Genomic DNA, 24,564 nt, shown 5'->3' on the forward strand with positions numbered 1-24,564 from the left:
GATAAAACTCCGGTTTGACACTGCGGTGTTGAATTAGAGGAACCAGACCATATTTAGGTACCGTAGTTTTGACGGCCGGAAGGCCTCCTGACTAACTAGACCAACGAGGTGACCAGATGGCTTTGACGCCAGAAGACGTTGTCAACAAGCGCTTTCAGCCGACCAAGTTCCGCGAAGGCTACGACCAGGACGAGGTTGATGACTTCCTGGACGAGATCGTCGTCGAACTGCGACGCCTGAACCAGGAGAACGACGAGCTGCGCAAGAAGCTCGCCGAAGCCGGTTCCGGCACGGCCGCCAGCTCCGCTGCTGGCGCTCCCGTCGTGGAGAAGGTGCCTGCACCCGTCAAGGCCGAGAAGGAAGACCGCGCCAAGGCAGAAGCCGAGGCCAAGGCCGCCGAAGCCGCCGAAGCTGCCAAGAAGAAGGAAGCCGAGAAGGCTCCCGCTCCGGCGCCTGCCCCCGCACCCGTTGCCGCGTCGGCGTCCGCCGAGTCCGCCGCCGGTCTGCTGGCCATGGCGCAGCAGATGCACGACAAGCACGTCGCCGACGGCGAACAGCAGCGCGACAAGATCATCGCCGAGGCGCAGATCGAAGCCAGCAGCCTGGTCAACGACGCGCAGGAAAAGTCCCGCAAGATCCTCGGCGCCCTCGAGCAGCAGCGCTCGGTGCTGGAGCGCAAGGTCGAGCAGCTGCGCGGCTTCGAGCGCGATTACCGGTCCCGCCTGAAGGCCTACATCGAAGGCCAGCTGCGTGACCTGGATGCCCGTGGTTCGGTCGCGGCCCCCGAGGTCGAAGCCAGCTAGGACGTTTTACACGTATTCTGAAAGCCGGTGGCTGAGGACTCCTCGGCCACCGGCTTTTGGCATTAACCCGGACGAAAGCACTATGACTGACGCACCAACCCCAGACGCCGCCCAGCCCGCGGATGCCGTGCAGCCGCCGGCGCGCAAACCGCGGCGCGCCCTGCTGCTGACCCTGTTCGCCGGATTCGCGGTGTTCGCCTACGTGTTCGACCAGCTGACCAAACTCTGGGTCACGAACACCATGACCGAGGGCGAACGCATCCCGGTGCTCCCGCCGCTGCTGCACTGGTACTACATCCGGAACTCCGGCGCCGCCTTCTCGATCGGCGAGAACGTCACCTGGGTGTTCACCATCATCATGGCGGCCGTTTCCATCGCGATCCTGCTGCAGCTGCGCAAGCTCGGCTCCGCCTGGTGGGCGCTGGCGCTGGGGCTGCTGCTCGGCGGCGCACTGGGCAACCTGACCGACCGGCTGTTCCGTGAGCCCTCGTTCGCGATGGGCCACGTGGTGGACTTCATCCAGCTGCCCAACTTCGCGATCTTCAACATCGCCGATTCGGCCGTGGTGTCCGCGGTGGTGATCATCTGCCTGCTCACGCTGCGCGGCGTCGCCCTCGACGGCTCCCGCCTCAACCAGCACCAGGACAAGGCAACCACCGGCGCGGCCGCGCCGGAACCCACCACACCGGACCATACCGGGAACGGCCACAATGTCTGAGCCCGGTCCGGCGGGGGAGCAGGGCCGCCGGCACTTCAACGTCCCGGCCGAACTCGCCGGCACCCGGGTGGACGCGGGGCTGGCGAAACTGATGGAGATCTCCCGCTCCCAGGCCGCCACGCTGATCGCCGAAGGCCATGTCAGCAGCCACGGCAAGCCGGTGGGGAAGTCCCTCAAGCTCAGCGCCGGCGGCGAGCTCGACGTCGTCCTCCCGGAACGCCGGGACCCGCTGGAAGTTGTGGAGGAAGTTGTGGAAGGTCTGAAGATCCTGCTGGACGACGACGAGTTCGTCGTCGTCGACAAACCCGTCGGGGTGGCCGCCCACCCGTCGCCGGGCTGGGTCGGGCCCACCGTCGTCGGCGGCCTCGCCGGTGCCGGCTACCGGATCTCCACCTCGGGGTCGCCCGAACGCGCCGGCATTGTGCACCGGCTCGACGTCGGCACCTCCGGTGTGATGGTGGTGGCCAAGACCGAGAACGCCTACACGGCGCTCAAACGGGCCTTCAAGGAACGCACCGTGGACAAGGTGTACCACGCCGTCGTGCAGGGCCTGCCGGACCCGCTGGCCGGCACCATCGATGCACCCATCGGCCGGCATCCCGGCCACGACTGGCGCTTCGCCGTGATCGAGGACGGCCGCGACTCGGTGACCCACTACGAGGTGCTCGAAGCCTTCGGGAAGGCCTCGCTCGTGGAGGTGCACCTGGAAACCGGCCGCACCCACCAGATCCGGGTGCATTTCTCCGCCCTGCGCCACCCCTGCGCCGGCGACCTGACCTACGGGGCCGATCCCCGGCTGGCCGCCACCCTGGGCCTGACCCGGCAGTGGCTGCACGCCCGGCAGTTGTCCTTCGACCACCCGCGGACGGGGGAACGGGTCACCGTGACCAGCGAATACCCGCAGGACCTCAAGTACGCCCTCGAAGTGCTGGAGTCCGGCAACGCCTAAGGCAGCACCTAGGCGGCGGTCCGCCCCGCCGTCGTGCCGGGCACGTCAGTGTCCGTGCCCGGCACTAGAATGATTCGGTGACTTCCAGCAACAACTCGTTCGTCCACCTCCACAACCACACCGAATACTCCATGTTGGACGGTGCGGCGCGCCTCGGAGAACTCTTCGATGAGACCGAGCGGCTGGGCATGCCGGCGCTGGCCACCACGGACCACGGCTACCTCTTCGGAGCGTTCGACTTCTGGAAGCGGGCCACGGACAAGGGCATCAAGCCGATCATCGGCGTCGAGGCCTATGTCACGCCGGGCACCGCGCGCACCGACAAGACCAGGGTGCGCTGGGGCGAAGAGAACCAGCGCAAGGACGACATCTCCGGCGGCGGCTCCTACACGCACATGACCCTGCTCAGCTACAACAACGTGGGCATGCGCAACCTGTTCCGTGCCTCCTCGATCGCCTCCCTGGACTCGGTCTTCGGCAAGTGGCCGCGGCTGGACCGCGAGCTGCTGAACACCTACTCCGAAGGGCTCATCGCCACCACCGGCTGCCCCTCCGGCGAGGTCCAGACGAGGCTGCGGCTCGGGCAGTACCGCGAGGCCCTCGAAGCCGCGGCCGAGTTCCGCGACATCTTCGGTGCCGAGAACTACTTCTGCGAACTCATGGACCACGGCCTGGACATCGAACGCCGCGTCACCGGCGACCTGCTGCGCCTGGCCAAGGAACTGAACCTGCCGCTGGTGGCCACCAACGACCTGCACTATACCCACGAGCACGACGCCAAGGCGCATGAGGCGCTGCTGGCCATCCAGTCCGGCTCGACCCTGCTGGAGCCCACGTATGACAACGGCGGTTCACGCTTCGCCTTCTCCGGCAGCGGCTATTACCTGAAGTCCCCGCAGGAAATGCGGGAACTGTTCCGCGACCACCCAGACGCCTGCGACAACACACTGCTGATCGCCGAACGCTGCGAGGTGTCCTTCAACACGGGCGCCAACTACATGCCCCGGTTCCCCTGCCCGGAGGGGGAGGACGAAACGTCCTGGCTGGTCAAGGAAGTGGACAAGGGACTCCACTATAGGTACCCGCAGGGCATCCCGGACAAGGTCCGCCAGCAGGCCGACTACGAGCTGGAAGTCATCACCTCGATGGGCTTCCCGGGCTACTTCCTAGTGGTGGCCGACTTCATCAACTGGGCCAAGAACAACGGCATCCGGGTGGGTCCCGGACGTGGCTCCGGTGCCGGCTCCATGGTGGCGTACGCCATGCGCATCACCGACCTGGACCCGCTGCACCACGGACTGATCTTTGAACGCTTCCTGAACCCGGACCGCGTCTCCATGCCCGACTTCGACGTCGACTTCGATGACCGGCGCCGCTCGGAAGTGATCGACTATGTGACACGCAAGTACGGCGACGAGCGCGTCGCCATGATCGTCACCTACGGCACGATCAAGACCAAGCAGGCGCTCAAGGACTCCTCCCGCGTGCTGGGCTACCCCTTCAGCATGGGCGAGCAGCTGACCAAGGCGCTGCCGCCGGCCGTGATGGCCAAGGACATCCCGCTGGCGGACATCCAGAACCCCGAGTCCAAGCGCTACGGCGAGGCCGGGGACTTCCGCCAGCTGATTGCCACAGATCCCGAAGCCGCGAAGGTCTTCGAAACCGCCCTGGGCATTGAAGGCCTGAAGCGGCAATGGGGCGTCCACGCCGCCGGCGTCATCATGTCCTCGGACCCGATCATCGACGTCATCCCGATCATGCGCCGTTTCCAGGACGGCCAGGTCATCACGCAGTTCGACTACCCGACCTCCGAGGGCCTCGGCCTGATCAAGATGGACTTCCTGGGCCTGCGGAACCTGACGATCATTTCCGACGCCCTGGAAAACATCAAAATGAACCGCGGCGTCGACCTGGACCTCGAGTCCCTGGCCCTGGACGACGCCGCCTCCTACGAGCTGCTGGCCCGGGGCGACACGCTCGGCGTCTTCCAGCTCGACGGCGGCCCCATGCGGTCGCTGCTCAAGCTGATGAAGCCCGACAACTTCGAAGACATCTCCGCCGTGCTGGCGCTCTACCGGCCGGGACCGATGGGTGCCAACGCGCACACCGACTACGCGCTGCGCAAGAACGGCATCCAGGAAGTCATCCCGATCCACCCCGAACTCGAGGAGCCGCTGGCCGAGATCCTCGGCGGCACCTACGGCCTGATCGTGTACCAGGAGCAGGTTATGGCGGTGGCGCAGAAGCTCGCCGGCTACACCCTGGGCCAGGCCGACATCCTGCGCCGTGCCATGGGCAAGAAGAAGAAATCCGAGCTGGACAAGCAGTTCGCCGGCTTCTCCCAGGGCATGCAGGACAACGGCTACTCGATGGCCGCGGTGAAGACCCTCTGGGACATCCTGCTGCCCTTCTCCGACTACGCCTTCAACAAGGCGCACTCGGCGGCGTACGGCGTGATCTCCTACTGGACCGCCTACCTCAAGGCGCACTACGCGCCGGAGTACATGGCGGCCCTGCTCACCAGCGTCGGCGACGACAAGGACAAGTCGGCGATCTACCTCAACGAGTGCCGGCGCATGGGCATCACGGTGTTGCCGCCGGATGTCAACGAATCAGCGCTCAACTTCACCCCGGTGGGCAATGACATCCGCTTCGGCATGGGGGCGATCCGCAACGTCGGCGCCAACGCCGTCGACGCGATGGTGGCCGCACGGGAACGCGAAGGCGCCTACACCTCCTTCAAGGACTACCTGATGAAGGTCCCGGCGGTGGTCTGCAACAAGCGCACCATCGAATCCCTGATCAAGGCCGGCGCCTTCGACTCCCTCGGCCACCACCGCCGGGCCCTGGCCATGATCCACGAAGAAGCCATCGACTCGGTTATCACGCTCAAGCGCAACGAGGCGATCGGCCAGTTCGACCTGTTCGCCGGCATCGACGACACCGAGTCGGAATCCTCGTTGAGCATCGAGATCCCCGAGCTGCCCGAGTGGGAGAAAAAGGACAAGCTCTCCTTCGAACGCGACATGCTGGGCCTCTACGTCTCGGACCACCCGCTGCAGGGCCTCGAGGGGCTGCTGAGCCAGCACGCCGACCAGTCCATCACCTCGATCATCGCCGAGGACGGGCCGCACGACGGCGCCATCATCACCATCGCCGGCATGATCACCTCGCTCAGCCGGCGGATCGCCAAGGCCAGCGGCAACGCGTACGCGCGCGCAGAGATCGAGGACCTGGGCGGCTCGGTGGAAGTGATGTTCTTCGGGCAGGTCTACGGCCCGATCGCCTCCGTGCTGGCCGAGGACCTGATCGTTGTGGTCAAGGGCCGGCTGCAGCGGCGCGACGACGGCGCGGTGGCCCTGAACTGCATGGAACTGTCGGTACCGGACCTCAGCGAAGGACTCGACGGGCCGCTGGTGATCACCATGCCGACGCACAAGGCCACCGAGGCCGTGGTGAACGAGCTCGGTGAGGTGCTCCGGACGCACCGCGGCAAGTCCGAGGTCCGGCTGCACCTGCACGGCGACTCCCGGGTGGAGGTCATGGGGCTGCCCGTGCATCTGCGCGTCAACCCCAGCCCGTCCCTGTTCGGCGACCTGAAGGTGCTGCTCGGCCCGACCTGCCTGGACAGCTGAGCCCGCCTGGTCAGCTGAGTCCGCAGCCTAGATTTCGTAGTCCAGCGGCACCGGCTGGCTGTAGCTGCCACCGTGGTAAAGCAGCGGTGCGCTGTCGCCGCCGAGCGCGCCGTCGACCACCTCGACGACCACCACGGCGTTGTTCTCGAAGGAGAGCCGCATCTGGATCTTGCCGATCAGCCAGCCGGTAACGTCCTTGAGGATGGGGACCTCGTGCGGGCCCAGCGCCCAGTGGTCGCCCTCGAACCGGTCGCGGGTGCGGGCAAACCGGTCGGCGAGCTCCTGGTTCTCCAGCCCGAGCATATGCACTCCGATGTAGGCGGAATTTGCGACGGCGGGCCAAGAGCGGGAGGTCCGGGCCATGTTGAAGGTGAACCGCGGCGGCTTGGCCGAGAGGGACGCCACCGAGGTGGCGGTGAAACCGTAGGGCACGCCGTCGTAGTTCACGGTGATGATGGCGACTCCGGCCGCGTGGCGGCGGAACATTTCCTTGAATGTCCCTTCGAAAGCTTCTTCGGCTGAGGCCACTGTGGTTCATCTCCCTGCTGTTCTGCGACTGGTGCTCACTGCCAGCGTATTCCTGCCGGCGCCGCCCGCGGTATTCGGCCGGCGCCCAGGAGGCGTCCGGGCGTCACGTGCCGTGCGGCGGCGTCATGTCCGTCCGCCGCCGGATCCTTTGTTAAGGTTTGTTGCATGACACAACCCGCGGTGCACGTGCCCGTTGACGACTACGACGGCGCCCCCGCGCACGCTGCACCCCGGCGGCCCGGGCGCAGCGTGCCGTGGACGGGGCTGGCCGTGATCGCCGCGGCAGGCCTCCCGGTCGGCCTGCTGTGGTGGCTCCTGGCGCCGACCGGCCTGAACCTCCTCACCCGGGACCCCGCCCTCGCCGCCGGCAGCAACCCCGAAACCTGGCTGCCCCGCGATCTCGTCCTGGCCGGGTTGTTCCTGCTGGCCGGCTGCCTGTCCGGGGTGCTTATTGCCGGGAACCGGCCCGCGCGGCTGGCAACCGCGACGGTGGTCCTGGCCGTTGCCGCGGCTGCAGCGGGTGCCTTGCTGGCCTGGGGGACCGGGGTGTTCGCCGGCAGTGTGTGGGGCGCCGCGGAGGACACCTCGGCCAGCGCCAGCATCGCGTTTTCGCTGCGCGCTTACGCCATGCTGGCCATCTGGCCGGCCGCCGTCGCGCTGGCGATCTTCCTTGCCACCGTTTTCGGCCACTCCGAGCCGGACCAGGCGCCCGGGCCGCAGGCCTGACGCAGCGCCCTCCGGGGCGCCCGGGACGCTCCGGGCGGGGTGCCGCGTAACAGCGGCCGGGCCCGGCCCGGCCGGCGCGTAAAATGGAGGCGTGACCCCCACTGCTGACAGCCCCGTCCCTTCCGCCTCCCTGCCCACAACGCCCGCCACCCTCGACTTCCGCACCGTCGACGTGCGCGGGCAGCGGCTGTCCCTCGCCGGGCTCCGCGCCGCCGTCCCGCGGGCGCAGCACGGCACCGTGGCCGACGCCGAGGAAAAGGTCCTGGACATTATTTCAGCGGTCCGGACCCGCGGCTTCGAGGCGCTGCGAGAGCTGGCACTGAACTTCGACGGCGCCGACCAGGCCCACCCGCGTGTCCCCGCCGGGGCCCTCAAGGCCGCGCTGGACGGGCTGGACCCGGCCGTGCGCGCCGCCCTGGAGGAGTCCATCAGCCGGGCGCGCCGCTTCGCCGATGCGCAGCGGCCGGCAGACACCGACGTCGAACTCGGCAAAGGCGCGGTGGTCAGCCAGAAGTGGGTCCCGGTGGCCCGCGTCGGGCTGTACGTCCCAGGCGGCCTGGCGGTCTATCCGTCGTCCGTCATCATGAACGTCGTCCCGGCGCTGGCCGCCGGCGTGGAGTCGATCGCGCTGGCCTCGCCGCCGCAGAAAGACTTCGACGGACTGCCGCACCCCACGATCCTGGCGGCCGCGTGCCTGCTGGGTATCGAGGAGGTTTACGCAATCGGCGGCGCCCAAGCCATCGCCGCGTTCGCCTACGGCATCCCCGCCGGCACCGGTAACACCGACGCCGGCGTCGAGGCCGGCATCGAGGCCGGCATCGACCCGGTCGACGTCGTCACCGGGCCCGGAAACATCTTCGTGGCCACTGCCAAGCGGCTGGTCAAGGGCGTCGTGGGCATCGACTCCGAGGCCGGGACCACCGAGATTGCCATCCTGGCCGACGCCACGGCCCGGCCCGGGCTGGTCGCAGCCGACCTGATCAGCCAGGCCGAGCACGATCCGCAGGCCGCGTCCGTGCTGATCACCGACTCCGAGGAGCTGGCCGCCGCCGTCCGCCGCGAACTCGGCGTCCAGGCCGCCGCGACCAAGCACAGCGCCCGCGTGTGCCAGGCCCTGTCCGGTCCGCAGTCCGGCGTCGTCCTGGTCGAGGACCTTGAGCAGGGCATCGCCGCCTGCGACGCCTACGCCGCTGAGCACCTGGAGATCATGACCGCGGACGCCGCCGGAGTGGCCGCACGGATCCGGAACGCCGGCGCCATCTTCGTGGGCGACTACACCCCGGTCAGCCTGGGGGACTACTGCGCGGGCTCCAACCACGTGCTGCCCACCAGCGGGACGGCCGCGTTCTCCTCCGGGTTAAACGTGACCACCTTCCTCCGCGCCATCCAGGTGATCAACTACAGCCGGAGCGCGCTGGAGGAGGTCAGCGGGCACATTGTCAGCCTCTCCGGCGCCGAGGACCTGCCGGCGCACGGCGAGGCCGTGACGGCACGGTTCGCCGCGGGTGCATAAACCGGGCGTTGGCCGCCCGGCCGGGACCGCGCCCGACCACAACATGTAGTAATTACAGGCTTGTTATTCAGCAACATCTAGTCGTAAACTGATCCGGGAAGCGCCATCACGGTGCTCCGGCGCTGTGATGGTGTCCAGGCTTGCGGCAGGGAGGAACCGACGTGTATTGCCCGTTCTGTCGTAACCCTGATTCGCGCGTGGTGGACAGCCGCATCGCCGACGACGGTTCCGCCATCCGGCGCCGCCGGCAGTGCCCCGAATGCGGGCGCCGGTTCACCACCGTGGAAACCACCAGCCTCACCGTCATCAAGCGCTCCGGCGTCGGCGAGCCGTTCAGCCGCAGCAAGGTCATCAACGGCGTGCGGAAAGCCTGCCAGGGCCGTCCCGTCACGGAAGACGACCTGGCCATGCTGGCGCAGGAGGTCGAAGAGACCATCCGCGCCTCCGGCGCCGCCGAGATCGACGCCCACGAGGTGGGCCTCGCCATCCTCAACCCCCTCCAGCGCCTCGATGAGGTGGCCTACCTCCGCTTCGCCAGCGTGTACCAGGCCTTCGAATCGCTGGAAGACTTCGAGTCCGCCATCGCCCTGCTCCGCCACGAGGCGGAGTCCAAGGGGCGCGAAGGCAAGAACTCGCAGAAGAGCCCGCTCTAGGCTCAGCCAAGCTCCGGTGGTGGCGGCGGAGGGGAAGCCGCGGCCACCACCGGCTCCAAGTTTCGGTATCGCGTGCGGGGCTACTTGGCCAGTTTGTGCGTCAGGGCGACCTCGATCGCCGCACCCACGATGCCGGCGTCGTTCTTCAGCTCGGCCGGAACGATGGGTGTGCGAAGTGACATGTGCGGAAGGTACTCGTCGGCGCGCTTGGAGATGCCGCCGCCCACGATGAACAGTTCCGGGGAGAAGAGGAACTCGACGTGGGAAAAGTAGCGCTGCAGCAGCACGCTGTATTCGGCCCAGCTCAGCCCGTCCCGCTCACGGGCGACGGCGGAGGCCTTGCTTTCGGCGTCGAAGCCGTCGATTTCGAGGTGGCCCAGTTCGGCGTTCGGGACGAGCTTGCCGTCGAAGATGAAGGCGGAGCCGATGCCGGTGCCCAGCGTGATGACCAGGACGGTGCCGGAGATCCCTTCGCCGGCACCGTAGCGGGCTTCGGCCAGGCCAGCGGCGTCGGCGTCGTTGATAACCTCAACCGGGCGGCCGAGGCGCGCGGTCAGCAGGGCATCGATGTCCAGGTTCAGCCAGGAGTTGTCCACGTTCGCCGTCGAGTGCACGACGCCGTGCTGGATGATGCCCGGGAAGGTCACACCGACCGGGGAGTCGGGCGCCGGGGCGTCGGGACGCTTGGAGAGCTCCGTGACGACCTGTGCGACAACTTCGGCGACGGCTTCCGGGGTGGAAGGCTGCGGGGTGGGCACGCGGAGCCGATCGCCCACCAGTTTGCCCTTTTTCAGGTCAACGATTCCGCCCTTGATGCCGGTGCCACCGATGTCGATGCCGATCAGCGGTGCGTTCTTCTTCGACTTCTCGTCCTTCTTGGCCAATGGGCTTCCGTTCGTGGCAGGGGCGGGGTGGGTCTTCGGGGGGTGTTGCGGGTTGTTGCTGCGTCAGGGGAGGGTCAGGACCTCAGCGCCGGACTCCGTGACCAGCAGCGTGTGCTCGAACTGCGCGGTCCGTTTGCGGTCACGCGTGACGACGGTCCAGTCGTCGGCCCACATGTCCCACTCGACCGTGCCCAGTGTCAGCATGGGCTCGATCGTGAAGACCATACCGGCCTCAATGATGGTGTTGTAGGCCGGTGCGGCGTCGTAGTGCGGAATGATCAGCCCGGTGTGGAAGGCCTCGCCAACGCCGTGGCCGGTGAAGTCCCGAACGACGCCGTAGCCGAAGCGCTTGGCGTAGGACTCGATGGTCCGGCCGATGACGTTGATTTCGCGGCCCGGGGCCACCGCCCGGATGGCACGGCGCAGCGACTCTTCGGTGCGTTCGACCAGCAGCCGGGACTCCTCGTCGACGTCGCCCACCAGGAACGTGTAGTTGGTGTCGCCGTGCACGCCGCCGATGAAGGCCGTGATGTCGATGTTCAGGATGTCGCCGTCCTGGACCACGGTGCTGTCCGGGATGCCGTGGCAGATGACTTCGTTGAGCGAGGAGCACAGGGATTTGGGGAAGCCGCGGTAGCCCAGGGTGGACGGGTACGCCTGGTGGTCGAGCAGGAACTCGTGCCCCACTTTGTCCAGCTGGTCCGTGGTCACGCCGGGTGCAATGTGCTTGCCGACCTCGATGATTGCCTGGGCTGCGATCCGCGAGGCGATCCGGATCTTCTCGATGGTCTCTGCGGACTTGACCTCTGAGCCGGTGAACTTGGCCGGTGCGGGCTTGCCGACGTATTCGGGGCGCGGGATGGACGCCGGCACGGCAAGCTGGGGGCTGACTGTTCCCGGGACAAGGGTGCCGATGGGTGCAGTCGAGGTGAGGGAAGGCATAGATTGATTCTATAAGCACCCGGCCGAAGGCCGGAAAATGCAGCCCGGAAAATGCAGCCGGAAAATGCGCGGGAGCCGGCGGAAGCTACTGCCGTGGCCCGGGCACACCCGAAAGGATCACCGATGACCGAATACTGGTACAACGTCAACACCCACGAGATCGAGGAAGACGCGATGTCCGACTGGAGCCAGCTGATCGGCCCCTACAAGACGCGCGAGGAAGCCGAACACGCCCTCGAAAAGGTCAAGGCCCGCAACGAGGCCTGGGAAAAGGGCGACGAGGACTAGCGGAGACTCCGGCTAGAAAGAGTGCTCCGGGCCGGGGAAATGGCCCGAGCGGACGTCGTCGCCGTAGGCTTTCGCGGCGTCGCTTAGGGTGGTCCGCAGGTCCGCGTACTGCTTGACGAACTTGGCCATCTTCCCGCCGCGCAGGCCAGCCATGTCCTGCCAGACCAGCACCTGGCCGGTGGTCGCATTGCCGGCGCCGATGCCGATGGTGGGGACCTTGACGGCGGCGTCCACGGCAGCCGCCGTCGGCGCCGGAACCATCTCCATCAGCACGCAGAACGCACCGGCGTCGGCGAGGGCGACGGCGTCGTCGATTAGCCGCTGTGCGTCGTCGCCGCGGCCCTGGACCCGGTAGCCGCCGAGGGCGTGTTCGCTTTGCGGGGTGAAGCCGATGTGCGCCATCACCGGGATGCCGGCCTGGACCATGGCCCGGACGGTCTCGGCGTAGAACTTGCCGCCCTCAATCTTGACCGCGTGCGCGAGCCCCTCCTTGAGGAACCGCACGCCCGTGGCGACCGCCTGCTGCGCGGACACCTCGTAGCTGCCGAACGGCAGGTCGGCCACCACCAGCGCGCGCCGCGCGGACCGCGTCACCGCCCGGCACAGCGGGATCAGTTCGTCAACGGTGACGGGCAGGCTGGTTTCGTTGCCGAACACGTTATTGGAGGCGGAGTCTCCCACCAGCAGCACCTCGATGCCGGCCGCGTCGAAGATCTCCGCGGTGTACTGGTCGTAGGCCGTCAGCATGGCGAAGCGTTCACCGTTGAGTTTGGCCTGCCGCAGGTGGTGCGTGCGGATCCGGGCAACGGGCTTGGCGGCGCTGCCCGACGCCGGAACCGCGGCTGCGCCGGACTCCGCCGGGACGCCGGATGCGGGGCCGTTGCCGTAGGGGGCGGCGAGTTCTGCGGACATGCTGGATTCGGGGCTGTTGCTGGGGGCCATGCCACGAGCGTAGTGCGATACCCGGGGTCCTAGCTACCGGGCGGCCCCGGCGGTCCGGTGAAGGCCGTCACAAACAAGGCCCCCTGGCATGGCCGGGGGCCGCCGGGACGCCGGTTCGGCGGACATTGTGTTAACGGCGTGTTACGCCGGTGCGCTACGCCAGCAATCGCCTCAAATGCTTAGTAGAGTGATTCGAGAGCAGCTGCGGGCGCCAGCCAGGACGAGTAGTCGGGACGGGTCCGGGGCACGGACGTAAACCCGGAAAGAGGCACCATGGACCGCCAGCAAGAGTTTGTCCTGCGGACGATCGAAGAGCGTGACGTGCGCTTTGTGCGCCTGTGGTTCACCGACGTCGTGGGATCGCTGAAGTCTGTGGCGCTCGCGCCCGCCGAAGTGGAAGGCGCCTTCGAGGAGGGGCTGGGCTTCGACGGCTCCTCGATCGAGGGCCTGGCCCGCGTCTTCGAATCCGACATGCTGGCCCAGCCGGACCCCTCCACCTTCCAGATCCTGCCGTGGCGCGGCGAGACGGAAGCGACCTCGCGGATGTTCTGCGACATCCTGACCCCCGACGGCGAACCCTCCGCGGCGGATCCGCGCAACGTCCTCAAGCGCAACCTCGCCAAGGCCGCGGACATGGGCTTCACCTGCTACACCCACCCCGAAATCGAGTTCTACCTGCTCAAGTCCCAGCAGCCCGGCCCGGACGGTGCGCCGGTTCCGGTGGATGAAGGCGGCTACTTCGACCACGTGCCCGGCGGCGTGGCGCAGGACTTCCGGCGGACCGCCGTGACCATGCTGGAATCCGTGGGCATCTCGGTCGAGTTCAGCCACCACGAGGCCGGCCCCGGCCAGAACGAGATCGACCTGCGCTACGCGGACGCCCTGCAGACCGCGGACAACATCATGACCTTCCGCACCGTGATCAAAGAGGTCGCGCTGCAGCAGGGGACTTACGCGACCTTTATGCCGAAGCCGTTCACCGCGCACCCCGGCTCCGGCATGCACACCCACTTCTCGCTGTTCGAGGGCGACACCAACGCCTTCTACGAGGCGGGAGCGGAGTTCCAGCTCTCCGAAACCGCGCGGCAGTTCATCGCCGGCATCCTCAAGCACGCCCCCGAGTTCACCGCCGTGACCAACCAGTTCGTGAACTCCTACAAGCGCCTCTGGGGCGGGGGAGAAGCCCCCAGCTACCTGAGCTGGGGCCACAACAACCGCTCGGCCCTGGTCCGGGTTCCGCTCTACAAGCCCGGCAAGGGCCAGTCCGCGCGGATCGAGTACCGTGGCATCGACTCCGCCGCCAACCCGTACCTCGCTTACGCCGTGCTGCTGGGCGCCGGGCTGAAGGGCATCGAGGAGGGCTACCAGCTTCCCGCCGCCGCCGAGGACGACATCTGGTCGCTGAGCTCGGCCGAGCGCCGCGCCATGGGCCACGACCCGCTGCCGGCCAGCCTGCACGATGCGATCCGCACCATGGAGGATTCCGAGCTGATGCCGCAGATCTTGGGCGAGCAGGTCTTCGAGCACTTCCTGCGCAACAAGCGTGCCGAGTGGCAGGATTACCGCCTCCAGGTGACGCCCTACGAGCTGCAGCGCAACCTGGCCATCCTTTAGGCGGCTGCGGTGAGCCTGGCACGGCGCCTCATCGCCGCAGGTTTCAACGACCTGGAGAAGGGCGAGCGGTTCCTGGCTGCCCCGGAACTGGCGGGCCTGGATGAGGACGCCCTGTTCGCCGGGCTGCAGCTGGCCGCCAACCCGGACACGGCGCTGCAGTCCCTGGTCCGGCTGATTGAGAAGCACCCGGACCTGCGGAAGCTGGCCGCGGCCGAACCGGACCGGAGCGAACCGCTGTACCGGGTGCTGGGCGCGTCCGAGGCGCTGGGCGAATTCCTCATCCGGCACCCCGAACACCTGGACGCCTTCCACACGACCGCCAGCCCGGAGCCGCAGGCCGCCGACGCCGGTGAGCTGCGCACCCGGCTGCTGCAGTCCGTCCGCGCCGACCCGAAGGCCGCACGGCCGGTCGCCGCCCTCACCGGGCAGGAGGGCTACGCGGCGCTGCGCACCGCGTACCGGCGGGGCCTGGTGGAGCTTGCCGTCAAGGACCTCTGCGCCGCCGACCCGCTGGACTTCATGCCCGCCGTCGGGGCCGAACTGGCGGACCTGGCCGGGGCCGCGATCGAAGCCGCCCTCGCGGTGTCCCGGGCCGAAGCGGCGGAGCAGTTCAGCGCCGCGGATGTCGCCGACGTCGGACTGGCCGTGATCGGGATGGGCAAATGCGGTGCCCGCGAGCTGAACTACATCTCCGACGTCGACGTGATCTACGTGATCGACCCCGGCGCGCTGGAGGACTCCCGGGCGAACACCATCGGCACCGCCCTGGCCTCGGGGATTTCGCGCGCCATCATGTCCACCAGCCGTGAGCCCGGGCTGTGGGAGGTGGACGCGAACCTCCGGCCCGAGGGGAAGTCCGGGCCGCTGGTGCGTACCCTGGCCTCGCACGAGAGCTACTATGCGCGCTGGGCCGAGAGCTGGGAATTCCAGGCGCTGCTGAAGGCCCGCACCATCGCCGGTGACGCCGCGCTCGGCGCACGCTACGAGGCCGCCGTCGCGCCGCTGATCTGGTCCTCCGCGGGCCGCGAAGGCTTCGTCGAATCGGTGCGCTCGATGCGCCGCCGGGTCACCGAACACATCCCGGCCGAGGAGGAGCAGCGGCAGATCAAACTGGGCCGCGGCGGCCTGCGCGACGTCGAATTCACCGTCCAGCTGCTCCAGCTGGTGCACGGCAAATCGGACGAAACCCTGCGCTGCCGGGACACCACCTCGGCCATCGCGGCCCTCTCCGCCGGCGGCTACATCGGACGCTCCGATGCCAAGGAATTCGACCGCGACTACCGCTACCTGCGCCTGCTCGAGCACCGCATCCAGCTCTTCCAGCTACGCCGCACCCATCTCATGCCGGTCAAGGAAGCCTCGCTGCGCTCCCTCGCCAAAGCCGTGCTGGGCCCGTTCTCTGACGAACGCCCACACCCCGACGCGCTGCTGGCGGCGTGGCGGAAAACCAAGCGCTCGGTACGGGAACTCCACGAACGCATCTTCTACCGGCCGCTGCTGAACACCGCCGCCGCGCTGAGCAGCGAGGAAGCCAAGCTCACGCCCGAAGCCGCGCAGGGCCGGCTCGCCGCGCTCGGCTACCTCGATCCGCGCGGCGCCATGCGGCACATCGAGTCGCTTACCGGCGGGGTCAGCCGCCGTGCCGCGCTGCAGCGCCAGCTGCTGCCGATCCTGCTCGGCTGGCTCGCCGACGGGGTGGACCCCGACGGCGGCCTTCTCGCGTTCCGCCGGGTCAGCGAGGCGCTGGGCACGACGCACTGGTACCTCGGCCTGCTGCGGGATTCGACGGCGGCAGCCGAACGGCTCTGCCACGTGCTCTCCAATTCCCGGCTCATCTCGGACCTGCTGGAGGTCTCGCCGGAATCGGTGGCCTGGCTTGGCTCGGACAAGGACCTGGTCCCGCTCAGCTATGAGGCACAGTGGCTGGAAATCACCTCCAAGATGTCCCGGCACGCGGACCCGGAGAGCGCCATGCGCCTGATCCGGCTGATCCGGCGGCGCGAGATCCTGCGGATCGCCATCGCGGACAGCGCCGGACTGCTGGACCAGGATCAGGTGGGGGCCGCCCTGGCCGACACGGACCGCGCCGCCATGCTCGGTGCGCTCCGGGTGGCCGAGACGGTGGTCACGGCCCGGGAGCCGCTCAAAACCAAGGTCCTGGTGGTGGCGATGGGACGGCAGGGCGGCCGGGAGATCGGCTACGGCTCCGACGCCGACGTCATGTACGTGCACCGCGGCCTGCCCGGGGTGCCGGAGGACGAGGCCCAGCAGCAGGCCGCCCGGATCGTCGGCAAACTCTCCAGCCTGCTGACCCAGCCGCTGAAACCGGCGATCCTCGCCGAACGGGTTCTTACGGTGGACGCCGATCTGCGCCCGGAGGGCAAAAACGGGCCGATGGTACGGTCGCTGGAGTCCTACGCCGAGTACTACCGCCGCTGGTCCCTGATCTGGGAGGCCCAGGCGCTGCTGCGGGCCCGGCCGATGGCCGGTGACGACGAACTCGCCGCCGACTTCCTGGCACTGATCGATCCGATCCGCTATCCCGACTCCGTGGCGGACCAGGATGTCCGCGAGGTCAGGCGCATCAAGGCCCGGATGGAATCCGAGCGGCTGCCCCGCGGCGCGGACCCGGCACGGCACCTGAAACTGGGCCGCGGCGGCCTGAGCGACGTCGAATGGCTCGCCCAGCTGCTGCAGCTGCGGCACGCTGGCCGGCATCCGGAACTGCGGACCACCTCCACTGTCCAGGCCCTTGAAGCGGCGGCCGGCCTGGAACTGCTGGAGGCCGGGGAAGTGGTGCTGCTGCTGCGGGCCTGGCGGCTCGCGAGCAGGATCCGCTCGGCCAACGTGATCTGGACCGGGCGCGCCTCGGACCTGCTGCCCTCCTCGCGCCGCGACCTGGAAGCCGTGGCCCGCTGGTGCGGTTACGGCCACGGGAATGCGGCCGAGCTCGAGGAGGACTACCTGCGGCTCAGCCGGCGGGCCCGCGCCGTCTTCGAGCGCGTCTTTTACGGCCAATAGCCGGCCCTGTCCGGCCTCGCCGGGTGCCAGCGGGCAAATGCGGGTAGCCTCGAGGGGTACTTTGCCGGTCCTTGAGGCCGGCTCCCGCACTTACCTAGGGGTTGTTTACCTTGCCCAGACTCCAGCAGACCGGGGCCGCCCGGCCGCGGACGGCCACGGTCATCGGAGCGTTGCTGGCCTTCGCCGCTATGCTCCTCGGTGCCTCAGGCGCCGCCGCGGCCCCCGCGGACGCGCGCCCCGCCGCAGGCGGGACGCTCCGGTCCGCCGGTACAGCGCTGCCGGCCGCCGCGCCGTCGAGCCTGTCCGGAAAAACCTTCGTCATCGGCACGGACACCACGTTCGCCCCGTTCGAGTTCCGTGACGCAGGCGGCGAGCTGACCGGCATCGACATGGACCTGATCCGCGAGATCGCCAAGAACCAGGGCTTCGCCGTCGAGATCAAGTCGCTCGGCTTCAACGCGGCCCTGCAGGCGCTGTCCTCCAACCAGGTGGACGGCGTGATCGCCGGCATGTCCATCACGGAACCACGCAAGAAGATCTACGACTTCTCCGACCCCTACTTCGAGTCGGGCGTCCAGATGGCCGTCGCCAAGTCCAACACGGAGATCAAGGGCTACGAGGACCTGCGCGGCAAGACCGTCACAGCCAAGACCGGCAGCGAGGGCGAAACGTTCGCCAAGTCGATTGCCGGCAAGTACGGCTTCACGGTCAAGTCCCTGGACCAGTCCGCCACCATGTACGAACTGGTCAAGTCCGGGAACGCCGTCGCCGTCTTTGACGACTACCCGGTGCTGGCCTACGGCATCAGCCAGAACAACGGCCTCAAGGCCGTGTCCGAGAAGGAAAAGGGCGGCTCCTACGGCTTCGCCGTCAACAAGGGCAAGAACCCCGAATTGCTCAAGGCGTTCAACACCGGCCTGGCGGAGCTGAAGTCCAGCGGCAAGTACCAGGAAATCCTGGACAAGTACCTCAAGGACCCCACGCAGGCCGCCACGTCCAGCTTCTGGGACCTGCTGGCCAACAGCTTCCCCGCCCTGATGAAGGGCCTCGGGAACACCGTGCTGGTCACCGCGATCTCCTTCGCCCTCGCCATGCTGATTGGCCTGTTCATGGGGTTCTTCAAGATTTCCACGTCCGTCATCCTGCGCGGAATCGCCACCACCTTCGTCAACATCTTCCGCGGCACGCCGCTACTGGTCTGGGCTTTCTTCTTCTACTTCGGCATCCCGCAGCTGACCGGCCAGCCGATCGACATCTGGGTGGCCGCAGTGCTGACACTGAGCCTGAATTCCGCGGCGTACATCACCGAAATCGTCCGGGGCTCCATCCAGTCCGTGGACCCGGGCCAGCTCGAAGCCAGCCGCAGCCTGGGCCTGGGCTACTCCAAGTCCATGCAAAAAGTCGTGGTCCCGCAGGCGTTCAAGATCATGACGCCGTCCCTTATCAACCAGCTGATCATCATGCTCAAGGACAGCTCGCTGCTGCTCGCCATCGGCTTCGCCGAACTGCTCTACCAGGGCCAGCAGATCTACGCCGGAAACTTCCGGATCACCGAGACCCTGCTGATCGTGGCGGTGCTGTACTTCGTGGTGATCATGCTGCTGACCAAGCTGGCCAACTTCGCGGATAAGAGGTTCAACAAATGAGCACGGCAGTCACTGCACCGAGCAAGATTTCCGTCCGGGAACTGAAGAAGTCCTTCGGCTCCAACGAGGTCCTCAAAGGCATTAACGCCGAAGTCGCCGAAGGCGAGGTGGTGTGCGTGATCGGGCCCTCGGGCTCCGGCAAATCCACTTTCCTGCGCTGCCTGAACAAGCTCGAGGACATCACCGCCGGCCACGTCACGGTGGACGGTTTCGACGTGACCGACCCCAAGGTGGACATCAACGAGGTCCGCCGGCACATCGGCATGGTCTTCCAGCACTTCAACCTGTTCCCGCACATGTCCGTGATCGAGAACATCATGCTGGCACCGGTGGAGTCCAAGAAACAGGGCAAGGACGAAGCACGGGCCAGCGCCCTGAAGCTGCTGGACCGGGTCGGACTCGCCGAGAAGGCGGACGCCCGGCCGGCGTCGCTCTCCGGCGGGCAGAAGCAGCGCGTGGCCATTGCCCGGGCGCTGGCAATGAACCCGGACATCATGCTTTTCGACGAGGCCACATCCGCGCTGGACCCGGAAATGGTGGGCGAGGTGCTGCAGGTAATCAAGGACCTGGCGCGCGAGGGCATGACCATGGTGCTGGTGACCCACGAGATGGGCTTCGCCCGTGAAGTGGCTGACCGGGTGCTGTTCATGGCTGACGGCGTGATCTGCGAGCAGGGCGCCCCGGAGGAGCTGTTCGGCAACCCCCAGCAGCCCCGGACCCGGGAGTTCCTGTCCAAGGTGCTCTAGGCTCTTGCCGCCGGGCTGGCCCGACGGCGGGGCGGCCCGGCGTTGGATACGCTTCTGACATGTCTGAACACGTGTGGCTGATCGCCTTGAAGAACCTCGACGACGATGCCCGCGCCATCAAGCTGGGGGAGGTCGCCGGGCTGGAGCTGGGCGGGGGGCAGCGGATGTTCGTCGGTGATCCGCTGCGGATGATGCTGATGGGCCTCGAAGAGGACTCCCGGTTCCCCTACGTGATGGACGCCAACGGCGCGGCCGTTGGCGTCGCCACGTTGCAGTCCGGGGCCGCACGCGCCGCCGGCTGGGCCGACGACGACTCCGTCTGGTTGCTCCGTGGCTTCCTCGTCGACCGGAGGCAGCAGGGCAAGGGATTCGGCGCCGCCGCGGCGGCAGCGGCCGTGCGGGAAGCCGCCCGGTTGACGGCCGCGCTCGGCGGGGAGCAGCGCGGCGTCGTCCTGTCCGTCAACGAAGCCAATCCCGCCGGACAGGCGGCCTACCGCAAAGCCGGCTTCGAGGACCGCGGGCAATACCTGGGCGGGGACGCCGGGCCGCAGCGGATCATGTACCGCGAGTTCTGACCAGCGCACGGAACAGTCCGCCCGGGGTGTTGCGGGCGGGACGCACGTGGGGAGCGGGCGTCCCTTACTTTAGGCTCGCGGCCCACTCCGGATCGAAGTCCGGGTGGTCCTCGTAGCCTGCGGCGAGGATGTTGAGCATGGCGCGGCGGGCCATCGCCAGCTCGCTCTGGGCGTCCGCGCTGTCAACGGTGCCCGCTGCGGCCCGCTTATAGCGCGCCAGGATTTCCCGCTTTTGGGCACATTCTGCGCGCATGGGCGCGGCGAGCGGGGGAGCCGCTGGGTGCTCGGTAACGGGGGCGTGCCGGAGCTCTGCTTCTTCTTCGTCGATCCGAGCTTCCAGGAACTCCACAATATCCACACCTCGGATTCTGCCATGCCGCTACGCCTGGTGGGCGGTTTCGCCACCTTCGGGCCGATTCTCGTCCGCTGGGGTGAGGGCCGTCCGGATGAGCCGGGAGTAGTGCCTGTCATGGGGAGCGAGGCGGTCCAGGTAGGACGCCAGGTCCTCCACCCGCTCAATCTGGGACTGCCGCTCCTGGACGAGGGCGAGGAGGTAGCGCCGGTCCCGGGCGGACTGGTCGGCCACACCGCCGGCAAATTCGTTTTCGTCAGCCGTGAGTCGTTCCTCGATGGCGGCGAGAGCCGCGTCCCGGGAGGCCGCTTGGCTGGACGGGATTGCTTCTGCTTCTCCGCCCGGCGCGGACTGACCGCTCGATGATGCTCCCAGGCCATCGAAGCGGTCCAGGCGCGAGTAACCGGGTGCCGGGTCGTCGGCCACAAGGTGGTGGCGTATAAAGCTTCGGAACCGGGACATCACCGCTCCTCGATGTAGTTCCTAAGACCAAGCGTAGCCTCGAACGCGGGAGACGGAGGGCTAATTATCTCCAGGTGCGGCACCGAGCGGCTTGACGGGAGAACGCGGGCGACGGCTGGAATCGCCAAGTTTCCGCGGAATTGTGGTCGGGCGCGGTTGGCCAGATTTATCCAGCCGTCGCTGGTTCCGGAACCGTTAGGAACGGCTGACGCAACGACTGGCGGTGGCGTCTGCGTGCGGAAGTTAGCGGACGATGAACGTCCGGCTGATCTTGAAGATTGTTGGGTCGTCCTTGGTGTTATGGACGCGGACAACCCATTTTGTACCTTTAGGACCCCATGCTGCGTGGGTACTGTTCCAGCCGCCGGCGACGTAGTGGCCGTTCTGGTACCAGCGGTACCTCAGGTTTGCGCCCTTGGGCCAGCCGTAGTTGTTTGCGCGCAGAACGGTCCCAGCCGACACGTACACTGTGGACTTTCCGACTAGGCACTGCTGGCCCGGCGGGCACACAGCGGCGCTGGCAGGGGCCGCGGTGATGAGTCCTCCGGCGCCCATTGCAACGGAAAGGACGGCGGCGGCTGCCGCTTTGCGGAATATCAATCGTTTCAATGCTGGCACGGTTCCCCGCACCTCCTGTCGGTGGTTGGCAGATAGAACTTAGGCTGCTGAACGCTTCCGACATACACCGTCTAAGGCGCCCCCAAGCATGAGTATAACCACAGGGCTAACACTGGAATCGCGGGCGCATGCATACGGGCGGCTGAACTCGCTGACTGGGAAGCGCGGCAAAGCTGCTCGTGACACAACGAAAGGCCGGCCCGAGGTTTGAAACCTCGGGCCGGCCTTTCGTTGTGCCTATGAACTAGACGCCGTAGTAGAGCTCGAACTCGTACGGGTTCGGGCGCAGCGAGAGCGGACGGATCTCGTTCTCGTACTTGTACTCGATCCAGGTGTCGATCAGGTCCTGGGTGAAGACGCCGCCGGCCTGCAGGAACTCGTTGTCCTCGGCCAGGGCTTCCAGGGCTTCCTCGAGCGTGCCCGGAGCCTTGGGGATGTCCTTGGCTTCCTCGGCGGGGAGCTCGTAGAGGTCCTTGTCGATCGGAGCCGGCGGTTCGATGCGGTTGCGGATGCCGTCGATGCCGGCCATCAGCTGGGCAGCGAACGCCAGGTACGGGTTGGAGGAGGGGTCCGGCGCGCGGAACTCGATGCGCTTGGCCTTAGGGTTGGATCCCGTGATCGGGATACGGATACCAGCGGAGCGGTTGCCCTGCGAGTAGACCATGTTGACCGGAGCCTCGAAGCCCTTGACCAGGCGGCGGTAGGAGTTCACCGTCGGGTTGGTGAAGGCCAGCACGGCGGAGGAGTGCTTCAGCAGGCCGCCGATGTACCAGCGGGCGGTGTCGGACAGGCCGGCGTAGCCCTTCTCGTCGTAGAACAGCGGCTCGCCGCCGTTCCACAGCGACTGGTGGCAGTGCATGCCCGAGCCATTGTCACCGAAGACCGGCTTCGGCATGAAGGTGACCGACTTGCCCCAGGCATCCGCGGTGTTCTTGATGACGTACTTGAACTTCTGCAGGTCATCGGCCGCGTGGGTCAGCGTGGTGAACTTGTAGTTGATCTCAGCCTGGCCGGCGGAACCGACCTCGTGGTGGCTGCGCTCGACCTCAAGGCCGGCCTCGTCCAGGGCGATGCACATGGCGTCGCGCAGGTCGGCCTGCTTGTCCGTCGGGGAGACCGGGAAGTAACCGCCCTTGACGGGGGTCTTGTAGCCGAGGTTGCCGCCCTCTTCCTCGCGGCCGGTGTTCCAGTGGGCTTCCTCGGAGTCGATCTTGTAGAAGCTGCCCTGCGGGGAGGACTGGTACTGGACGTTATCGAAGACGAAGAACTCGGCCTCGGGGGCAAAGAACGCGGTGTCGGCGATGCCGGTGGAAGCCAGGTAGGCCTCGGCCTTCTCGGCCACGCCGCGGGGATCGCGGTGGTACGGGTCACCCGTGCGGGGGTTCACGATGGAGAAGTTCAGCGCGAGCGTCTTCTCGATGCGGAAGGTGTCAACGAACGCCGTCGTGACGTCCGGGATGAGCTGCATGTCCGACTCGGCGATGCCCTGGAAGCCGCGGATCGACGATCCGTCGAAGAGTTGGCCGTTGACGAAGAAGTCCGCGTCAACGCTCTTGGCGGGCACGTTGAAGTGCTGCTGAACGCCCGGGAGGTCGGTGAAGCGGATATCAACGAATTTGATGTCTTCGTCTTTGATGAACTTGAGGACTTCGTCCGCAGTCTTGAACATCTATGCTCCTTACGCATATGAAAGATCTGGCCGTCAGGCCGTGTGGTCCAGCGCAGTCCAATGGCGGGGAAAACGCAGTGTCCACCCCGCCTACGATGCCGCTAGCAACTGTTACCACCCTAAGGACACGGGATTTCCCCACGGTGTCCGCTTTGTTTCGGGCAGGTTACAGAATGCGCTGACGTGTTAAAGCTAGTCGCTGTCCACAGTGTGGCCTATCCGGGTCCGCTCTGTGGCCGGGAAGCGTCCATATTGTGAACAGCCCGTTGCCCTGCCCCGGAGCCGATAGGCTTGAGGGGTGGTTGATCGCAAAGATATAGGCTCCTGGCTCAGCGGGCCGGACACGTCCGGCATCTCCAAGTACCCGGGGGAGCGGCTGGGCCTGCCTGAGTCAGGACCGGGCTCCATCGCCCGCGCGGGCCGCCGGATCCTGGCCATCTGCATCGACTGGGGGATCGCCCTGCTGATCAGCAACTTCGCCTTCGCCGGAAACCCCTGGGCGAACCTGGCGGTCTTCGCCGTCGAACAGGCCCTGCTGGTTGGAACGCTGGGCTACAGCATCGGCCACCGCATCGTGGGCATCCACGTCGTCCGGCTCGACGGCGGTCCCGCAGGACCGCTCCCGGCGCTGGTCCGCAGCGTCCTGCTTTGCCTGGTGGTCCCCGCCGTCATCTTCGATCCGGACCACCGCGGCCTGCACGACAAGGCCATGAATACCGTCCTCGTCCGGATGTAACGGTCGCCCAGCACCGAACCTTCGGCGATTGCCGGAGATGGCCGGTATCCCACACCGCGTGGCGGCCATTTGTGGCTAATCGACGAGGCTGCGGACCTAGACCCGCGCCTGCTCGGGAACCGGGGTCGGCTCTGCCGTGCCGGTGCGGACACTGAGGTGCCCGCGGCGTCCGGCCCATCGTTCAAACCAAATCGTGGCGAACGGCAGGACCGCGGCGAGCCCGGCGAGGAACGCCACCCGGAACGGCCAGCGCTGCAGCCGCCACAGCGACAGGGCGGCCAGGCCGTAGCCGATGAAGAACGCCCCGTGCACCGGTCCGGCAATTTCGACGCCCAGTTCGGTGGTCCGGAGCACCCACTTGAGGAACATCCCCACCAGCAGCGCCGCCCAACTGAAGGCTTCGGCTACGGCAAGCGTCCGGAAAATCCTGATCACGGCGGTCGTCGGGGGAAATTTCATGAGGGGCAGTCCTCTGCTGTGGATCGTCGGGGTGGGTCGTGGGTGTGGGTCGTCAGGGCGTCGTGCGCGGACGCCGGCGCACGGC

The 24,564-nt window shown here is 67.3% G+C and carries 22 protein-coding genes; 14 read left to right on the plus strand and 8 right to left on the minus strand.

What is annotated here, in order from left to right:
* Positions 1–116 precede the first annotated feature (116 nt).
* The 4 genes from AC1MED_RS07565 (at position 117) to dnaE (ending at position 6,105) form a co-directional block, all read left to right on the plus strand.
* Positions 117–803: a DivIVA domain-containing protein gene (locus AC1MED_RS07565; protein WP_346959056.1), complete on the plus strand. Its 687-nt coding sequence runs from the start codon at positions 117–119 to the stop codon at positions 801–803.
* Positions 804–885: 82 nt separating this feature from the next.
* Positions 886–1,521 carry a signal peptidase II gene (gene lspA, locus AC1MED_RS07570; RefSeq protein ID WP_346959055.1) on the plus strand — a complete coding sequence of 212 codons (636 nt, stop codon included), beginning with the start codon at positions 886–888 and terminating at the stop codon, positions 1,519–1,521.
* Positions 1,514–2,470: an RluA family pseudouridine synthase gene (locus AC1MED_RS07575; RefSeq protein ID WP_346959054.1), complete on the plus strand. Its 957-nt coding sequence runs from the start codon at positions 1,514–1,516 to the stop codon at positions 2,468–2,470. Before lspA ends, AC1MED_RS07575 begins: the two co-directional genes overlap by 8 nt.
* 77 nt (positions 2,471–2,547) lie before the next feature.
* Complete coding sequence (gene dnaE, locus AC1MED_RS07580) at positions 2,548–6,105, plus strand: DNA polymerase III subunit alpha (RefSeq protein ID WP_346959053.1); 3,558 nt, start codon at positions 2,548–2,550, stop codon at positions 6,103–6,105.
* Between the two features lie 27 nt (positions 6,106–6,132).
* On the opposite strand, the gene AC1MED_RS07585 is transcribed toward dnaE, so the two are convergent.
* The gene (locus AC1MED_RS07585) at positions 6,133–6,591 is read right to left on the minus strand and encodes a flavin reductase family protein (protein WP_479786607.1); all 459 of its coding nucleotides are present in this window, start codon (positions 6,589–6,591) and stop codon (positions 6,133–6,135) included.
* A gap of 207 nt (positions 6,592–6,798) precedes the next feature.
* Here AC1MED_RS07585 and AC1MED_RS07590 point away from each other — a divergent pair, with 207 nt between their 5' ends.
* The 3 genes from AC1MED_RS07590 (at position 6,799) to nrdR (ending at position 9,525) form a co-directional block, all read left to right on the plus strand.
* Positions 6,799–7,359, plus strand: a complete 561-nt coding sequence (locus AC1MED_RS07590; RefSeq protein ID WP_479786260.1) for a hypothetical protein — start codon at positions 6,799–6,801, stop codon at positions 7,357–7,359.
* A gap of 91 nt (positions 7,360–7,450) precedes the next feature.
* A complete protein-coding gene (gene hisD, locus AC1MED_RS07595) occupies positions 7,451–8,872 on the plus strand; it encodes a histidinol dehydrogenase (RefSeq protein ID WP_479786261.1) in 1,422 nt (473 codons plus the stop codon).
* A 161-nt stretch (positions 8,873–9,033) separates the two neighbouring features.
* Positions 9,034–9,525 (plus strand): transcriptional regulator NrdR, encoded by a 492-nt coding sequence (nrdR, locus tag AC1MED_RS07600; RefSeq protein ID WP_346959050.1) that lies wholly within the window; start codon positions 9,034–9,036, stop codon positions 9,523–9,525.
* 80 nt (positions 9,526–9,605) lie between these two features.
* On the opposite strand, the gene ppgK is transcribed toward nrdR, so the two are convergent.
* Together ppgK and map are read right to left on the minus strand one after the other, a co-directional pair.
* Positions 9,606–10,409: a polyphosphate--glucose phosphotransferase gene (gene ppgK / locus AC1MED_RS07605; protein WP_346959049.1), complete on the minus strand. Its 804-nt coding sequence runs from the start codon at positions 10,407–10,409 to the stop codon at positions 9,606–9,608.
* A 63-nt stretch (positions 10,410–10,472) separates the two neighbouring features.
* On the minus strand, positions 10,473–11,351 hold the full coding sequence (gene map / locus AC1MED_RS07610; protein WP_479786262.1) for a type I methionyl aminopeptidase: 879 nt from the start codon (positions 11,349–11,351) through the stop codon (positions 10,473–10,475).
* Positions 11,352–11,474: 123 nt separating this feature from the next.
* On the opposite strand from map, the gene AC1MED_RS07615 reads away from it, so the two are divergent.
* On the plus strand, positions 11,475–11,639 hold the full coding sequence (locus AC1MED_RS07615) for an SPOR domain-containing protein (RefSeq protein ID WP_346959047.1): 165 nt from the start codon (positions 11,475–11,477) through the stop codon (positions 11,637–11,639).
* A gap of 12 nt (positions 11,640–11,651) precedes the next feature.
* Here AC1MED_RS07615 and panB read toward each other — a convergent pair whose 3' ends face one another.
* The gene (gene panB, locus AC1MED_RS07620; RefSeq protein WP_479786263.1) at positions 11,652–12,581 is read right to left on the minus strand and encodes a 3-methyl-2-oxobutanoate hydroxymethyltransferase; all 930 of its coding nucleotides are present in this window, start codon (positions 12,579–12,581) and stop codon (positions 11,652–11,654) included.
* A 273-nt stretch (positions 12,582–12,854) separates the two neighbouring features.
* On the opposite strand from panB, the gene glnA (AC1MED_RS07625) reads away from it, so the two are divergent.
* The 5 genes from glnA (AC1MED_RS07625) (at position 12,855) to AC1MED_RS07645 (ending at position 20,183) form a co-directional block, all read left to right on the plus strand.
* Positions 12,855–14,195 carry a type I glutamate--ammonia ligase gene (gene glnA, locus AC1MED_RS07625; protein ID WP_138769615.1) on the plus strand — a complete coding sequence of 447 codons (1,341 nt, stop codon included), beginning with the start codon at positions 12,855–12,857 and terminating at the stop codon, positions 14,193–14,195.
* 9 nt (positions 14,196–14,204) lie between these two features.
* Positions 14,205–17,216 carry a bifunctional [glutamine synthetase] adenylyltransferase/[glutamine synthetase]-adenylyl-L-tyrosine phosphorylase gene (locus AC1MED_RS07630; protein WP_479786264.1) on the plus strand — a complete coding sequence of 1,004 codons (3,012 nt, stop codon included), beginning with the start codon at positions 14,205–14,207 and terminating at the stop codon, positions 17,214–17,216.
* Positions 17,217–17,404: 188 nt separating this feature from the next.
* The gene (locus AC1MED_RS07635; RefSeq protein ID WP_479786608.1) at positions 17,405–18,862 is read left to right on the plus strand and encodes an amino acid ABC transporter substrate-binding protein/permease; all 1,458 of its coding nucleotides are present in this window, start codon (positions 17,405–17,407) and stop codon (positions 18,860–18,862) included.
* Complete coding sequence (locus tag AC1MED_RS07640; protein ID WP_479779743.1) at positions 18,859–19,608, plus strand: amino acid ABC transporter ATP-binding protein; 750 nt, start codon at positions 18,859–18,861, stop codon at positions 19,606–19,608. Before AC1MED_RS07635 ends, AC1MED_RS07640 begins: the two co-directional genes overlap by 4 nt.
* Positions 19,609–19,667: 59 nt before the next feature.
* Positions 19,668–20,183, plus strand: a complete 516-nt coding sequence (locus AC1MED_RS07645) for a GNAT family N-acetyltransferase (RefSeq protein ID WP_346959043.1) — start codon at positions 19,668–19,670, stop codon at positions 20,181–20,183.
* A 64-nt stretch (positions 20,184–20,247) separates the two neighbouring features.
* On the opposite strand, the gene AC1MED_RS07650 is transcribed toward AC1MED_RS07645, so the two are convergent.
* From AC1MED_RS07650 to glnA (AC1MED_RS07660), 3 genes are all read right to left on the minus strand, one after another.
* Positions 20,248–20,541 (minus strand): DUF6221 family protein, encoded by a 294-nt coding sequence (locus AC1MED_RS07650; protein ID WP_479786265.1) that lies wholly within the window; start codon positions 20,539–20,541, stop codon positions 20,248–20,250.
* A gap of 21 nt (positions 20,542–20,562) precedes the next feature.
* On the minus strand, positions 20,563–20,961 hold the full coding sequence (locus tag AC1MED_RS07655) for a hypothetical protein (RefSeq protein ID WP_479786266.1): 399 nt from the start codon (positions 20,959–20,961) through the stop codon (positions 20,563–20,565).
* Positions 20,962–21,859: 898 nt separating this feature from the next.
* A complete protein-coding gene (glnA, locus tag AC1MED_RS07660; protein WP_138769611.1) occupies positions 21,860–23,284 on the minus strand; it encodes a type I glutamate--ammonia ligase in 1,425 nt (474 codons plus the stop codon).
* A gap of 298 nt (positions 23,285–23,582) precedes the next feature.
* On the opposite strand from glnA (AC1MED_RS07660), the gene AC1MED_RS07665 reads away from it, so the two are divergent.
* Positions 23,583–24,020 (plus strand): RDD family protein, encoded by a 438-nt coding sequence (locus AC1MED_RS07665; protein WP_346959039.1) that lies wholly within the window; start codon positions 23,583–23,585, stop codon positions 24,018–24,020.
* Between the two features lie 96 nt (positions 24,021–24,116).
* Here the strand turns inward: AC1MED_RS07665 and AC1MED_RS07670 are convergent, their stop codons facing one another.
* Complete coding sequence (locus AC1MED_RS07670) at positions 24,117–24,479, minus strand: DUF3817 domain-containing protein (protein ID WP_346959038.1); 363 nt, start codon at positions 24,477–24,479, stop codon at positions 24,117–24,119.
* Positions 24,480–24,564: the final 85 nt, after the last annotated feature.

The sequence above is a fragment of the Arthrobacter sp. BI5 genome (assembly GCF_056680065.1).